Source organism: Pseudomonas sp. MB-090624, assembly GCF_003205245.1.
GTDB classification, from domain to species: domain Bacteria; phylum Pseudomonadota; class Gammaproteobacteria; order Pseudomonadales; family Pseudomonadaceae; genus Aquipseudomonas; species Aquipseudomonas juntendi.
Genome location: NZ_QJRK01000082.1, coordinates 1 through 15,325, shown reverse-complemented (window position 1 = coordinate 15,325; position 15,325 = coordinate 1). Strand labels below are relative to the sequence as shown.

General features: G+C 59.4%; 13 protein-coding genes. All 13 read left to right on the top strand.

From position 1 onward, the window contains the following. Positions 1-411: 411 nt before the first annotated feature. Positions 412-822, top strand: coding sequence for a flagellar basal body rod protein FlgB (gene flgB, locus DMX12_RS28170; protein WP_110680024.1), 411 nt, complete (start codon positions 412-414; stop codon positions 820-822). A gap of 2 nt (positions 823-824) precedes the next feature. Further along, a complete protein-coding gene (gene flgC, locus DMX12_RS28165; protein WP_025340101.1) occupies positions 825-1,268 on the top strand; it encodes a flagellar basal body rod protein FlgC in 444 nt (147 codons plus the stop codon). Positions 1,269-1,283: 15 nt separating this feature from the next. Then, the gene (gene flgD, locus DMX12_RS28160) at positions 1,284-1,988 is read left to right on the top strand and encodes a flagellar hook assembly protein FlgD (protein ID WP_054913399.1); all 705 of its coding nucleotides are present in this window, start codon (positions 1,284-1,286) and stop codon (positions 1,986-1,988) included. A gap of 31 nt (positions 1,989-2,019) precedes the next feature. After that, positions 2,020-3,375, top strand: a complete 1,356-nt coding sequence (flgE, locus tag DMX12_RS28155) for a flagellar hook protein FlgE (protein ID WP_110680023.1) — start codon at positions 2,020-2,022, stop codon at positions 3,373-3,375. A 73-nt stretch (positions 3,376-3,448) separates the two neighbouring features. Next, positions 3,449-3,634, top strand: a complete 186-nt coding sequence (locus tag DMX12_RS28150) for a hypothetical protein (protein ID WP_110680022.1) — start codon at positions 3,449-3,451, stop codon at positions 3,632-3,634. A gap of 290 nt (positions 3,635-3,924) precedes the next feature. After that, complete coding sequence (locus DMX12_RS28145) at positions 3,925-4,665, top strand: flagellar basal body rod protein FlgF (RefSeq protein ID WP_054913402.1); 741 nt, start codon at positions 3,925-3,927, stop codon at positions 4,663-4,665. 47 nt (positions 4,666-4,712) lie between these two features. Then, positions 4,713-5,498 carry a flagellar basal-body rod protein FlgG gene (flgG, locus tag DMX12_RS28140; RefSeq protein ID WP_015271239.1) on the top strand — a complete coding sequence of 262 codons (786 nt, stop codon included), beginning with the start codon at positions 4,713-4,715 and terminating at the stop codon, positions 5,496-5,498. 50 nt (positions 5,499-5,548) lie between these two features. After that, on the top strand, positions 5,549-6,244 hold the full coding sequence (flgH, locus tag DMX12_RS28135) for a flagellar basal body L-ring protein FlgH (RefSeq protein ID WP_054913397.1): 696 nt from the start codon (positions 5,549-5,551) through the stop codon (positions 6,242-6,244). Positions 6,245-6,256: 12 nt separating this feature from the next. Beyond that, positions 6,257-7,366, top strand: coding sequence for a flagellar basal body P-ring protein FlgI (locus DMX12_RS28130; protein WP_009684238.1), 1,110 nt, complete (start codon positions 6,257-6,259; stop codon positions 7,364-7,366). An 11-nt stretch (positions 7,367-7,377) separates the two neighbouring features. Next, a complete protein-coding gene (gene flgJ / locus DMX12_RS28125) occupies positions 7,378-8,532 on the top strand; it encodes a flagellar assembly peptidoglycan hydrolase FlgJ (RefSeq protein ID WP_054913396.1) in 1,155 nt (384 codons plus the stop codon). A gap of 12 nt (positions 8,533-8,544) precedes the next feature. After that, complete coding sequence (gene flgK, locus DMX12_RS28120) at positions 8,545-10,575, top strand: flagellar hook-associated protein FlgK (protein WP_110680021.1); 2,031 nt, start codon at positions 8,545-8,547, stop codon at positions 10,573-10,575. Positions 10,576-10,588: 13 nt separating this feature from the next. Beyond that, the gene (locus tag DMX12_RS28115; RefSeq protein ID WP_110680020.1) at positions 10,589-12,172 is read left to right on the top strand and encodes a flagellar hook-associated protein 3; all 1,584 of its coding nucleotides are present in this window, start codon (positions 10,589-10,591) and stop codon (positions 12,170-12,172) included. A 72-nt stretch (positions 12,173-12,244) separates the two neighbouring features. Then, positions 12,245-15,325, top strand: a 3,081-nt coding sequence (locus DMX12_RS28110) for a glycosyltransferase family 2 protein (RefSeq protein ID WP_110680019.1), incomplete at its 3' end; no start/stop codon positions are given.

The window sequence follows — 15,325 nt, the reverse complement described above, 5'->3', positions numbered from 1 at the left end:
ACTCGGGCTGGTCTCGATACTGGATACGATCAACCGGCTTAGCCGCATAACTTGAACCGCCGTGTACGGAACCGTACGCACGGTGGTGTGAGAGGACGGCGGGTGTGAACCCGCCTCCTACTCGATTGCCTGTACCGCCTTCAGGCTTGCATGGCCCCTGTGGGAGCGGGCATGCCCGCGAAGAGGCCGGCTCAGGAAAACCCTGACGTCAAATTTTTGTTTTGCCGCTTTTGCCAACCGGTAATTGCCGCTTTCACTGCCAAAGGCGGAAGGCCTTTGCCGCTTTTCTGGCATCACCCTGACAGCATGCCGCGCGCATACCCCGTATTTTCGGGGGTCCGGGGGGTTGGCACAGCCCTTGCTATAGCTTGCTCAACAAAACTCCGGTCAACCTCTGAAGGTTTCCCCGATATGAGCATCAGTTTCGACAAGGCGCTTGGCATTCACGAAAAGGCCCTGGGCTTCCGCGCCCAGCGCGCCGAAGTGTTGGCCAACAACATTGCCAACGCCGACACGCCCAACTACAAGGCGCGTAACATGGACTTCTCTTCGGTACTCGCCGCCGAAACCAGCAAGCAGCAAAGTGGCCGCTTTGCCATGGAGCGGACCAACAGCCGGCACATCGAAGCCGAAGGCCTGGCCGTCGCTGCTGACGACACGCTCAAATACCGCACGCCGCTGCAGCCTTCGATCGACCAGAACACCGTCGACGCGCAGATCGAGCAGTCGAACTACACCGAAAACGCCATTGGCTTCCAGGCCAGCTTCACCTTGCTCAACAGTAAATTCAAAGGGCTGGTTTCCGCCCTGCGGGGAGAATGACCATGTCCCTTTCCAGTGTCTTCAATATTGCCGGTAGCGGCATGAGCGCGCAGAACACGCGCCTGAACACCGTCGCTTCCAACATCGCCAACGCCGAGACAGTCTCGTCGAGCATCGACCAGACCTACCGCGCTCGCCATCCGGTGTTCGCCACGACCTTCCAGGATGCACAGGCTGGCGGCAGCCAGTCGCTGTTCGAGGACCAGGGTGAAGCCGGGCAGGGCGTGCAGGTAAAGGGCATCGTCGAAGACCAGAGCAACCTTGAAGCCCGCTACGAGCCGAACCACCCGGCGGCGAACAAGGACGGCTATGTCTACTACCCGAACGTCAACGTGGTCGAGGAGATGGCTGACATGATCTCGGCCAGCCGCGCGTTCCAGACCAACGCCGAGCTGATGAACACGGCCAAGAGCATGATGCAGAAAGTGCTGACCCTCGGGCAGTGATAAGGAATCCAGACCATGGCAATCGAGACTACCGGCGTCAACCTCAATGATGTGCTCACGGCGTCCGGTGTGGGTAGCAGTACGAAGAAAACCACGGATACCGCTTCCAAGACCGGCACTGATTCGTTGGGTAAGGATGCTTTCCTGCAGCTGCTTGTAACGCAGATGCAGCATCAGAACCCGCTGGACCCGCAGGACAACGGTGAATTCGTTGCTCAGTTGGCGCAGTTCAGCAGCTTGGAAGGTATTACCTCCCTGAATGAGTCGGTTAGCAGTATCACCAATGCCATGGCGTCGTCGCAGGCGCTGCAGGCTTCATCGTTGGTAGGCCGATCGGTGGTGGTGCAGAACGATAAAGCTGTGGTTGATACCACTGAAAGCTTCAATGCCCAGTTCGTTGTGCCTCAGGCTATCAGCGAAGCGAAGATCACCATCAAGGACAAGGACGGCAACACCGTCAAGACCATCGAGTTGGGTGAGCAGAAGGCGGGTTACGCTGACTTCATCTGGGATGGCACCAACAGCAGCGGGGAGAAAGTCGACCCGGGCACCTACACGTTCACTGCCACCACCACAGTAGATGGACAGTCGGTGCAGATGAACACCCTCTTGCCGGCCAAGGTGACCAGCGTCAGCTTCAGCGCAACGGGTGAAATGGTGCTCAACCTCGCCGGTGTCGGCAAGGTGTCTCTTTCCGACGTACAAACCATTGGTATCTAAGGCCCGTTAGCGCGGCACAAGGAGCGAATTCATGTCTTTCAATATCGGCCTTAGCGGTCTGTCTGCGGCGAACAAGCAGTTGGACGTCACTGGTAACAACATCGCCAACGTCAATACAACTGGCTTCAAGTCTTCGCGTGCCGAGTTCGCGGATGTTTACGCGGGTGCCAACCGCTTGGGTGTCGGCAAGAACCAAGTGGGCAACGGGGTGCGCCTGGCTGCCATTTCCCAACAGTTCACCCAGGGCGATGTAAACACCACAGGCAACGTGCTGGACATGGGAATTCAAGGGCAGGGCTTCTTCGTGTTGTCCGATAATGGCTCGCGTGTCTACACCCGTGCAGGTGCTTTCCAGGCCAGCAAGGACAACTTCGTGGTGACTTCCGACGGCTTGCGCCTGCAGGGCTATACCGCTGATGCGGCTGGCAATATTCAGAAGGGTGTACTGAAGGACTTGCAGATTGATACCTCGGCGCTGCAGCCAAAGGCGACCTCCCTGATCGATCAGGGTATCAACCTGAATTCTTCGGCCGCCGATATCCCTCTCGAGGTCGATGACGGCAATGGCGCGATGGTGCCTAACCTGCCGTTCGATCCTGCCAGCGCGTCGACGTATACCAAGTCGTTCCCGACCAAGGTGTATGACAGCCAGGGCAACGAGCACACCATGGAGCAGTTCTACCGCAAGACCGGCACCAATGAGTGGACCATGTATACGCTGGTCGATGGGCGCAACCCGTTCGACCCTTCTTCGACTACGCCACTGACGGGCACCATCAGCTTCAACAGCGATGGCTCGGTCAAGAGCATGACAGCTGATAATACCGGCCACCCGGCGGGTTCGTCTTTCACCGTGACCAACAACACATTCAGCATGACCGGTTGGGTGCCTGCGGTGGAAGATGCGCAGGGTAACTGGGCTTCCAACGGTGCCGTGGGTGATGTCGGTGGCATGCGCCTGGCGATGGACAGCACTACGTCTTACAACACCGAAACCGCGCGAATGTCGCAGTCTCAGGACGGTTACGCCACCGGTATTCTGTCGAGCCTGAGCATCGACGCGACAGGGGTATTGTTCGCCAGCTTCAGCAACGGCAAATCCAATGCCATTGGCCAGGTGGCGCTGGCGAGCTTTGCAAATGAGCAAGGCTTGCAGCAAATTGGCGGTACCCGCTGGACCGAAACCTTCACCTCGGGCATTCCCGGCATAGATGCGCCGAAGACTGGAACCTTGGGGGCTATCGAGTCCAACGCACTGGAAGGCTCGAACGTCAACCTGACCCAAGAGCTTGTTGAGCTGATAAAGGCGCAAAGCAACTATCAGGCGAACGCCAAAACCATTTCCACCGAAAGCACCATCTTGCAGACCGTCATCCAAATGGCCTGATGGCTGCTGTTTGATCGTGTGCACGCGAGCCCCTTTCTTTTTGAAGGGGCTCGTCGTTTTTGCAGGAGGGTTCATGGGCAAATTGCTGGTGGCGTTGTTGATCGCGTTCAGCCTCTACCAAGTGCAAGCTGGTACGGCTAACTGGTGGCGTTGGGAAAGCCAGATCGACGGCCGTCTGGTATGTGCACAATGGCCGCCAGGAGACGGCTGGAAGAAGTTCGCCGGCCCCTACAACAATGGTGGTTGCCGCGAGCGTTGATGAAGCCTGTACCGGCTCTTCGCGGGCACGCCCGCTCCCACAGCAAGCGCAGACCTCAAGGCCAGCGCTCTACCTGTAGGAGCGGGCGCGCCCGCGAAGAGGTCGGTACAAGTTTGCCGCCATCGGCAACCCGGCGCCGGATAACCGGCGTCCGCTACTTGAACACGACCCCCGAAAAGCCCGTATTCATGGGCTTTTTCACGATTTCAGAAAGTTGGTTCGGAACTTGCTTCTTTGCCAGTAAAGCAGCGGCGTACGGCAAACGAGCGCCAGTGCAGCGGAGGATGACTGTGGACAAGATGCTTTACGTGGCCATGACCGGCGCCAGCCAGAACGCGCTGGCGCAGAAGGCCCACGCCAACAACCTGGCGAACATTTCCACCAACGGTTTTCAGCGTGACCTGGAGCAGGCGCGTTCGATGCCGGTGTTTGGCGACAGCTTTCCGGCGCGCGCCTTTGCCATGACCGAGCGTCCGGCCACCGACTTCAGCGAAGGGCCGATGGTCGAAACTGGTCGAGATCTGGACGTGACGGTAACCGGCAAAGGTTTCATCGCTGTACAAGCCCCGGACGGTAGCGAGGCCTATGTTCGTACAGGCAGCCTGAATATCGATGCTTTGGGGGTGCTGCGTGCCGGCAACGGCATGCCCGTGATCGGCAACGGCGGCCCGATTGCCATCCCGCCAGAACAGAAGGTGGAGGTGGGCGCCGATGGCACCATCAGCATTCGTTCCATGGGTGAAGACCCGCGAGTGATGGCCGAGGTCGACCGTATAAAGCTGGTCAACCCGGACACCAAGGGTCTTACCAAAGGCCTCGATGGCATGATCCATACCACCTCTGGCCAGCCAGCCGACGCCGACGTCAACGTGCGGGTGGTATCTGGTTTTCTCGAGGGCAGCAACGTCAACGCCGTCGAAGAGATGACCTCGGTCCTGGCGCTGTCGCGTCAATTTGAACTGCACGTGAAGATGATGAATGCGGCCAAGGAAGGCGACGAAGCCATGGCGCGTGTTTTGCAAATCGGCTAATCACTTTTGAACGGGTGCCGTAAAACAGGCGCACGAGGAGAACACTAATGCTTCCGGCTCTTTGGGTCGCTAAAACCGGCCTGTCCGCCCAGGACACTAACCTCACGGTCATCTCCAACAACCTGGCCAACGTCTCGACCACCGGTTTCAAGCGTGATCGTGCCGAATTCCAGGACCTGCTCTACCAGATCAAGCGCCAGCCTGGCGCACAGTCTACCCAGGACAGCGAACTGCCCTCAGGCCTGCAGGTCGGTACCGGCGTGCGCATTGTCGGTACGCAGAAAAACTTCCAGACGGGTAGCCTGCAAACGACCGAGAACCCGTTGGACATGGCGGTCAACGGCCGTGGTTTCTTCCAGGTGCTGCAGCCTGACGGCACCGTTTCGTACACACGTGACGGGACCTTCCACCTGAACTCTGACGGCCAGATCGTCACTGCCAACGGTTTTGCCCTGGAACCCGCCATCGTTGTGCCTAACGACGCGCAGACCTTTACCGTCGGCCAGGACGGCACCGTGTCTATCACGACCGCCGGCAACCCTGCAGCGCAGGTGATCGGCAACATCCAGACCGCCGATTTCATCAACCCGGCCGGCCTGCAGGCAATCGGCGACAACCTGTTCCTGGAAACCGCGGCCAGTGGCGCGCCGCAAGTCGGCACCCCGGGCCTGAACGGTTTCGGCACCACCCTGCAGCAGACCCTGGAAAACTCCAACGTCAGCACCGTAGAAGAGCTGGTGAACATGATCACCACTCAGCGCGCCTACGAGATGAACTCCAAGGTCATCTCCACTGCCGACCAGATGCTTTCGTTCGTTACTCAACAGCTCTGAGGCCGGCAGCTCTGAGCCTGGTAGTTTTTTGCACTCGTGAGGTAAGCGTCATGAATCGTCTGTTGTCCGTTTTCGCCCTGGGGGGGGCGGTGTTGCTGGCAGGTTGCGTCGCGCCGACGCCCAAGCCCAACGACCCGTACTACGCGCCGGTTCTGCCGCGCACCCCACTGCCGGCAGCGGCCAACAACGGTTCGATCTACCAGGCCGGTTTCGAGCAGAACCTGTACAGCGACCGTAAAGCGTTCCGGGTGGGTGACATCATTACCATTACCCTCAACGAGCGTACATCGGCTAGCAAGAACGCCGGCTCGCAGATCGCCAAGACCAGCAAGACCGATATTGGCCTGACCTCGCTGTTTGGAGGCTCGCCGAACACCAATAACCCATTCGGCGGTGGTGATCTGTCGCTGGAGGCCGGTTACAGCGGTGACCGCGCCACCAAAGGCGACAGCAAGGCGACCCAGGGCAATACCCTGACGGGTTCGATCACCGTTACCGTGGCCGAGGTGTTGCCCAACGGCATCATCGCCGTGCGCGGCGAGAAGTGGATGACCTTGAATACCGGCGAGGAGCTGGTCCGCATTGCCGGCATGGTCCGTGCCGACGACATCGCCACCGATAACACCGTACCGTCCACCCGTGTGGCCGACGCGCGCATTACCTACTCCGGTACCGGCTCGTTCGCCGATGCCAGCCAGCCTGGTTGGTTGGACCGCTTCTTCCTCAGCCCGCTTTGGCCTTTCTGAGTACGGATGACCATGTTCAACGTGAGGCAGCTGATTGCCGCAACCCTGCTCCTGTCCTGTGCCTGTGTGGCCCAGGCCGAGCGCCTGAAGGACATCGCCAGTATTTCTGGCGTGCGCTCCAACCAGTTGATTGGCTATGGCCTGGTGGTTGGCCTGAACGGTACGGGTGACCAGACCACCCAGACCCCGTTTACCCTGCAAACCTTCAACAACATGCTGTCGCAGTTCGGCATCAAGGTGCCGCCAGGCTCCGGTAACGTGCAGTTGAAAAACGTCGCTGCCGTGTCGGTGCATGCCGACTTGCCGCCGTTCGCCAAGCCGGGCCAGGTGGTCGACATAACCGTATCCTCGATCGGTAACTCGAAGAGCCTACGCGGCGGCAGCCTGCTGATGACCCCGCTCAAGGGGATTGACGGTAACGTCTACGCCATCGCCCAGGGCAACCTGGTGGTCGGCGGCTTCGACGCCGAGGGCCGTGACGGCTCGAAGATCACCGTCAACGTTCCGTCGGCGGGTAGGATTCCAGGTGGTGCCAGCGTGGAGCGGGCCGTGCCAAGCGGCTTCAACCAAGGCAATACCCTGACCTTGAACCTGAACCGCCCCGATTTCACCACTGCCAAACGTATCGTCGACAAAGTCAACGACCTGCTGGGCCCGGGTGTGGCCCAGGCGGTGGACGGTGGCTCGGTGCGGGTCAGTGCGCCGATGGACCCAAGCCAGCGCGTGGACTACCTGTCGGTCCTGGAAAACCTGGAAATCGATCCCGGCCAGGCGGTGGCCAAAGTCATCATCAATTCGCGTACCGGTACCATCGTCATTGGCCAGAACGTGAAGGTTTCGCCAGCGGCGGTGACCCACGGCAGCCTGACCGTGACCATTACCGAAGACCCGATCGTCAGCCAGCCGGGCCCGCTCTCCAACGGCCAGACTGCCGTGGTGCCACGCTCGCGGGTCAATGCGGAGCAGGAGGCCAAGCCGATGTTCAAGTTCGGCCCAGGCACCACGCTGGATGAAATCGTCCGTGCCGTGAACCAGGTGGGCGCGGCACCTGGCGACCTCATGGCCATCCTCGAAGCCCTGAAACAGGCCGGCGCCTTGCAAGCCGACCTGATCGTGATCTGAGGACGGCACCGATGAACAGCAAAAGCCTGGTTTCTGGCAGCGGCGACAGCGGTGCTTACACCGACCTCAATCGCCTCAGTTCGCTCAAGCATGGTGACCGCGACAGCGATGCCAACGTACGCAAGGTGGCCCAGGAGTTCGAGTCGCTATTCATCAGCGAAATGCTCAAGGCCTCGCGCAAGGCCAGCGACGTGCTGGCCGACGACAACCCGATGAACACCGAAACGGTCAAGCAGTATCGCGACATGTATGACCAGCAATTGGCCGTGAGCATGTCCCGCGAGGGGGGCGGTATCGGCCTGCAGGACGTGTTGGTGCGCCAGTTGTCGAAAAAGAAGAGTGCATCGGTCAATACCAGCCCGTTCCCGCACGTTGAAGGCCGCGCCCCGGCGCTATGGGGCAACAAGGTGGCTGAGCCCGTGCAAGCAACCCTGGCGAGCGCTAATCGCAACGATGTAGCGGCGCTCAATTCGCGGCGCCTGGCCTTGCCGAGCAAACTCACCGACCGCCTATTGGCTGGTATCGTGCCGTCGGCGGCCAGCCCGAACAACGCCGCCGTACCTGCCCGTGACGGCCAGCAACCGGCCAAGGTCTTTGCCGTGCCGGACAACGGCCTGCGTATTGTCGGTCGCGCCGTGGCCCAGCCGCCGCTGGCGCCGAAAAAGGCGTTCGCCGACAGCGATGAATTTGTCGCCACCATGCTGCCGATGGCTGAGCAGGCCGCCAAGCGCATTGGTATCGACCCTCGCTATCTGGTAGCCCAGGCCGCGCTGGAAACCGGTTGGGGCAAGTCGGTGATGCGCAACAGCGACGGCAGTAGCAGCCACAACCTGTTTGGCATCAAGGCAACTGGCAACTGGGAGGGCGGCGAGGCGAGAGCGATTACCAGCGAGTTCCGCGATGGCCAGTTCGTCAAGGAGACGGCAGCGTTCCGTTCGTACGATTCCTATCAGGACAGCTTCCATGACCTGGTAAACCTGTTGCAGAACAATTCGCGCTATCAAGATGCGGTGAAAGCCGCCGATAAACCTGAACAGTTCGTGCAAGAGTTGCAAAAGGCCGGGTACGCCACCGACCCGAATTACGCCAGCAAGATCTCGCAGATAGCAAAACAGATGAAGTCGTACGAGCACTACGCACTGCTCGGTACCGCAACGAAAATTTAAAGGTAGGAAACCATGGCGAGTCTGATCAACATTGGTATGTCGGGGCTGGGTGCCGCGCAGTCGGGGATGTATACCCTCGGTAACAACATTGCCAATGCCGACGTCGAGAGCTACTCGCGCCAGCAGAACGTACAGAAGAGCAAGGGCGGTCAGCAGGTCGGCCAGGTCTTTATTGGCAGTGGCACTACTTTGGCCGATGTGCGTCGAGTGTATAACGCGTTCCTCGAGAACCAGCTGCGTACTACAACGTCGCTCAGTAGTGAGGCGAGCACGTACCTTAACCAGATCACCCCGCTGGATACTGCCCTGTCGAGTAGCGATACCGGTATCACCGCAGCGTTGCAAAGTTTCTTCACTGCCATGCAGGACTCTGCGGCCAAGCCCACCGAGGACGCCTCGCGGCAGTTGCTGTTAACCAGCGCGCAGTCCTTGGCCAAGCGCTTCAACACGCTGTCGGCGCAGCTCAACCAGCAAAACAGCAACCTCAACGCTAACATGGCGTCGCTCACCGATCAGGTTAACAGCCTGACCAAGACCATCGCTGATCTGAATGAGCAGATATCTCGCGTCAGCGCAATCTCCGGCCAGCCCAATGACCTGCTCGACCAGCGTGATGGTGCGGTACGTGAGCTGAACAAATTGATTGGCGCCGATGTGGTCGAGCGCGACGGTAACTACGATATTTACCTGAAGAATGGCCAGGCGCTGGTGCTGGGCAAGACCACACAGACCTTGGGGGTGGCGCCAAGCGCGACGGACCCGACCCGCATGAGTCTGATCCTTAATCGCGGTTCGACCAAGATGGATATCACCAGCACCACCAGCGGTGGCGAACTTGGCGGTTTGATCCGCTATCGCTCGGAAACGCTCGACCCTGCGCTCAACGAGCTGGGGCGTGTTGCCTTGGTAGTTGCCGATGCCATCAATAGCCAGTTGGCCCAGGGCATCGACAAAAATGGTGATTTCGGGGCGACCTTGTTTGGTGATATCAACAGCGCTGCGGCTATCAGCCAGCGCAGTATCGCCAAGCAGAACAACAGCCCAGGCTCAGGCAACCTCGATGTGACCATCAAGGATACCGGTAAGCTGACCACCAGCGATTATCAGGTGACCTTCACCAGCGACAAGCAGTACACGGTCCGCAAGTTGCCCGATGGCACCGACATGGGTAGCTACAGCCTCGATGATGACCCGGCCCCGGTGATCGACGGTTTCACCCTTGCCCTCAATGGCGGAGGCCTGAGCGCGGGTGACAGTTTCAAGATCACACCCACCCGCAACGCCGCAGCCAATATCGAGACGGTTCTGACCGACCCCAAACGCTTGGCGCTTGCCGCGCCGCTGAGCGCCACCAGCGGTTCTGGCAATAAGGGGACTGGCGTCATAACCCAGCCGACCCTGACATCCGAGCTGGACATCTCCGATGCAGCCCAGCGTTCGTTGTTGCAGACCGGCCTGAAGTATTCCACCCCGGTCAAGCTCGTTTTCGGTGACAACAGTACCTCCCCTCAGGCCTACAAAATGTATGACGCCAAGGGCACCGAGATTGGCAGCGGCACCATCGTGCCGGGCCAAGACAACAAGCTGCAGCTATCGGTACCAATGGTCGATGGGAACGGCAACTCGCTGGGTAGCAGCTTCACTTTCGAGATGAACGTTTCCGGCGCCCCGCAAAATGGCGACAGTTACACCGTGGCGTTGACCGGCGCAGGTTCTGCGGACAACCGCAACAGCCAGTCGGTGATCGATTTGCAGACCAAGCCTACGGTCGAGGTGGGGGCCAATGGCAAGGGTATCAGCTTCACTGATGCCTACGCCAAGCTGGCATCCGGCGTTGGTGGCAAGGCCGGGCAGGCGCAGATGGACGGCGATGCTACCAGCGCGCTCCACACTTCTGCGCAGGACAGCCGCGACGGTGTGTCGGGTGTGTCGATCGATGAAGAGACCGGTAACCTGATCAAGTTCCAGCAGTACTACACCGCGTCGTCGCAGATCATCAAGGCGGCCCAGGAAACCTTCGCCACCCTGATCAACAGCCTTTAAGGAGCCTTAGATCGTGAGCGTACGCATCTCGACTTCCCAGTTCTACAACACCAATAGTGCCAACTATCAGAGCAACTTCGCCAAGACGGTGAAGACTCAGCAGGAGGCCAGCGATGGCATTCGCGTGCGCTCGGCCAAGGATGATCCGGTGGGCGCGGCGCGGTTGTTGCAGTTGGAGCAGCAGCAGAACATGTTGAAGCAGTACGGCAGCAACATTACCAACGTGCGCAATGCGCTGGGCACGGCCGAGAGCACCCTGAATTCGATCGGGAACATTTTGCAGCGGGTCAACGAGTTGGCGGTGAGCTCGGGTAACGGCGCCTTTACCGATGCCGATCGCAAGGCCAACGCTGATGAACTGGCTTCGCTGGAGGATCAACTGTTCAACCTTATGAACAGCAGGGACGAGAGCGGCAAATACATTTTCTCCGGCTCCCGGGGCGATACGCCACCGTATGTGCGTAATGCAGACGGTACCTACAGTTACCAGGGTGATCAGGGCAAGCTCAATCTTCAGGTTGGTGACATGCTTAGCCTAGCGGCCAACGAAACCGGTTACGATGCTTTCGAACAAGCACTGAATACCAGCCGCAGCGAGACTACGCTGACCGCGCCGGCCACTGATGATGGCCGCATCAGCCTGTCCAATGGCCAGGTTTCCGGGAACTCCGCCTTCAATGATCAGTTCCGCAGCGGCGAACCTTACACCATCGAATTCACCAGCAGCACCGAATACAAGATCACCGATGCCAATGGCAATGACGTGACGCTGGAAGCCAGTCAGGGCGGCAAATTCGATCCTGATAGCGACAACGCCACCATCAGTTTCCGAGGTGTCGATCTACGCCTGGACGTCAACTTCAAAGAGGGTGACAAAGGCAACGAGGATGCGGTCATTGCAGGACATTCGTTCAGTTTGAGCTCCAAGGCCGATGAAGTGTCCGGTACACGGAGCCCTGGCAATAGCTCCTCGGCACAGGTCACTGGCGCTACCATCACGGATCAAGATGTTTACAAAGCGGCGTTTCCTGCCGGCGGCGCAGTGTTGAAGTTTACCGGTGCCAACGCTTTTGAGTTGTACGCGTCACCTGTGACTGAAGACAGCCGCCCGGTTGCCTCCGGAACACTGGGTGGGCCCAATGGCACCACCGCGAGCGCCCTGGGGGTCAGCTTCGAGCTGTCTGCCGCGCCTGGCGCCGGAGACTCGTTCGGGGTCAAGGTTGATACCCATCAAACCCAGAATGTGCTCGATACCATCAGCAAACTGCGCGCTGCACTGAGTACCCCGCAGGACGGCGACGCGACAGCTCGGCAGAACTTCCTGGCGTCGTTGGATTCGGCCGTTGGCAACGTCAGCAGCGCGATCAACCAAGTGTCTTCGTCGGTCAGTTCTATTGGCGGGCGCGGCCAGGCGCTGGATGTCCAGGCTGAAACCAACGAAGCATTGGGTACCGAAAACGCCAAGACTCAAAGCTCGATCCGTGAGAGCGACCCAGCCGAGGTCATGTTGCGCCTGCAGATGCAGACCAACATGTTACAGGCCTCTTTGCAGGCCTATGCCAAGGTGGCCGGGCTTTCGCTGGTCAATTACATCTGATAACGCGGCCTGCGTTATCAAGCATGCGTCGTCACCCTCAGGTGCGGCGCATTTTTTTTAAAGGTCATCAACGTGAACCAACAGCCCCTTGTCAGTATCGTCATTCCTGCGTTTAACCCACGTTATTTCAACGAGGCGCTGAAGAGTGCGCTGGACCAGACTTACCCGAATCTTGAAATACTGATCGGGGACGATAGCGAAGGTTCTGCAATCGAAGCTATGGTCGAGGTCGCCAGTGGACGACTGCCTGGGCGTGTGCACTATCGGCGCAACCCGAGGCGTTTGGGTTTGGCAGCCAACGTGCTGGCCTTGCTCGAAGCTGCTCAGGGCGAACTGGTCAAAGTGCTGTGTGACGACGACCGCTTGCTGGCGCGCTGCGTGGAGCAGCAGGCTGCCGCTTTCCAGCATGCCGAAGTCAAAGTGTCGCTCGCTCAGCGGGTGTTCTGCGATGCGGGTGACTTCGTCTTGCCTCAGCGCCTGCAGAACGTGGCGTTCGCCAACACCGACAGCATGTTCAAGGGGTCCGATGTGCTGGCGATCCTGGCGGGCAGCCCGGTCAACTTCCTTGGCAATTTTTCGTCGGCGCTGTTCTATAGACGCGAAGCCGCGGAGATCCTCAAGGTTCTTATCAATCAGGAACAACAGTTCGAGGCACTGCTTGATCTGGTGTTGTTCGTTTGTCTGATGCGTCACGGTGAAGTCGCCGTCATGCGCAGCGCTGCTATTATCGAGCGCCTGCACCCGGAGCGACTCAGCCTGGATGACTCGGTCAAGGCATCCACGCAGCAGGAGTGGGGGTGGCTCACGCAGATGCTCAAGGCCCGCGGTGGAGATGCACCAGTTGCTTCCGGCTGGGTGCGCTTTGTTGAAATGGCGCGAGTGTCTGAAGTGCCTCGGCAGTGGCAGGAACTGTGCCTGTTGCGCACCTTGTCGACTTGGCAGTGTCGCCTCAATGGCAGGGTTGGTAGCAACAGCGACAGTTATGAAGCTTTTTACCGCCAATGGCTGCAGGACCGGCAGTTAAGTAGTGCGCAACTGCGGATGACCTCAGATGTGGTTGCCGCGTGGCCCGTGCGGCCGCGTATCGCGGTGATCGTGCGCGACCTCGATGGCGATTCGAAGGGGCTTGAGGTGACGTTGGCGAGTATTGCAGCTCAGCACTATGGCGCCACCACTACCATAGTGGTCAGCGAGCTGGATTTGGCGGCACAAGCTGGTCGCGTAAGCCTAGCGCCGGCTACGGACTGGACGCGCCAACTGAATGAAATCATAGGCGGGCTGGATGCTGCCGATTGGATCTACCTGCTGCAGTCGGGAGACAAGCTTGCGCCGACCGCTCTGCTGGTCATGGCCGAGCGCGCGGCGCTGCAATCTTCCGTGGGCTGCCTGTACAGTGATGAGGGCGGCCTCAAGGAAGACGGGCCGTGTGAACCGGTGTTCAAGCCGGATTTCAATCTCGATCTGTATCGTTCCTATCCGTATCTAGGGCGTACCCTGGCGTTACGGCGTGAATGGGTGTTGGCCCTTGGCGGGCTCGATGGTCGATATCGTGCGCTGGCCACCCATGATCTGGTCTGGCGCCTCGTCGAGAATGTTGGTCCCCAGGCGGTAGAACATATTCCAGAAATTCAGGTCCAGTCTGGCGCTGATTACGCGCAGTGGTTGTCTTCGCGCGATGTGGCGGAAGAAAGCGAGCTGGTTGTTGCCGCGCATTTGAGCCGACTGGGCGTTGCCCACCAGATCCGTCATGATGAGATGGCACTGCTCAATCGTATCGATTACCTGCATGAGCAACAGCCACTCGTGTCCGTGCTGGTGTGCGTCGATGAGCGGCAGGCAGGTTTGCAGGCGACTCTCGAAAGCGTATTGCAGCATACCGCCTATGAGCGCTACGAGATCATCGTCGTGCACGATGATCGGGTAACGCCGGCAGCATCGGACTGGTTGCGGCGGATGCAAGGGTTTTCCTCAATGTTGCGAATCCTGCCAGTGGCGGGGGAATGCTCGGTCGCGCATATGCTCAACCATGCGGTTCAAGCCAGTCTGGGCGACTATCTGGTTACGCTGGGGTGCAGCTATTGTGTGCTGAACGACACTTGGCTTGATGAGTTGCTCAACCATGCCGGCCGCCCGGAAGTCGCCGCGGTGGGCGGCAAGCTGTTCGACAGCCAGGGCAACATTGCCAGCGCGGGCATGGTGCTGGGGGTGGGTCGGGGTGCGCAGGCGGCATTCGGTGGCGAGTCGGGTCAGGCGCGTGGCTACTTGCAGCGATTGCAGGTAGTACAGAACTGGTCGGCTCTGAGCCAGGATTGCATGATGCTTCGGCGAGAGGTAATCGACAGTCTGCAGGGTTTCGACGAGAAGAATCATTCGCAGGGGCTGGGGGATGTAGACCTGTGCCTGCGCGCTGCTGCCCAGGGTTACCTGATGGTCTGGACCCCTTACGCGCAATTGCAGCAAGCTGCCGTCAGCCTAATGGCGCAAGCGAATGATGATGGTCGGCGCAGCGTGCGCGAAGATGAGCAGTATCGCTTCTGTGAACGTTGGCTGCCGGCACTGGTGCGCGACCCTGCGTATAACGTCAACCTCAGCCTGTTGTCTGCGGACTTCAGCCTTACACCCACCTTGCGGGGCTCATGGAACCCGCTGATTTCACGGGTGGTTCCGAGCGTGTTAGGGTTGCCGATCAACGACTCGGCGATTGGTCATTATCGCGTTACCGAACCTTTGTTGCAGCTTGAGCAGGCTGGGCTGATTACGGGCTTTTCCAGCTACGAATCGATGAGTACGGCGCAGTTGGCGCGAATGGCCCCCGATGTTGTCGTGGTGCAGTTACGTCACAATCGTGAGTCGGTTCAGGAAATCGAACGGATTGCGCGTTTCAGCAATGCCCGGCGGGTATTCGAAATCGACGATTATGTGATCAGTACCCCGGTCAAGAATACCCACGGCAGGAACAAGCCAGCGGATATCGAGCAGCACTTGCGAGAAGCCATCGGGCTGTGTGATCGGCTGGTGGTCACGACCGAGGCCCTGGGTAATGCGCTCAGCGGCATGCACCGAGACATCCGGGTGGTACCGAACATGCTTGCACCGCACCTGTGGTCGAACCTGCCGAGGAGCCGCCGCGGGGTATCTTCCAAACCTCGTGTG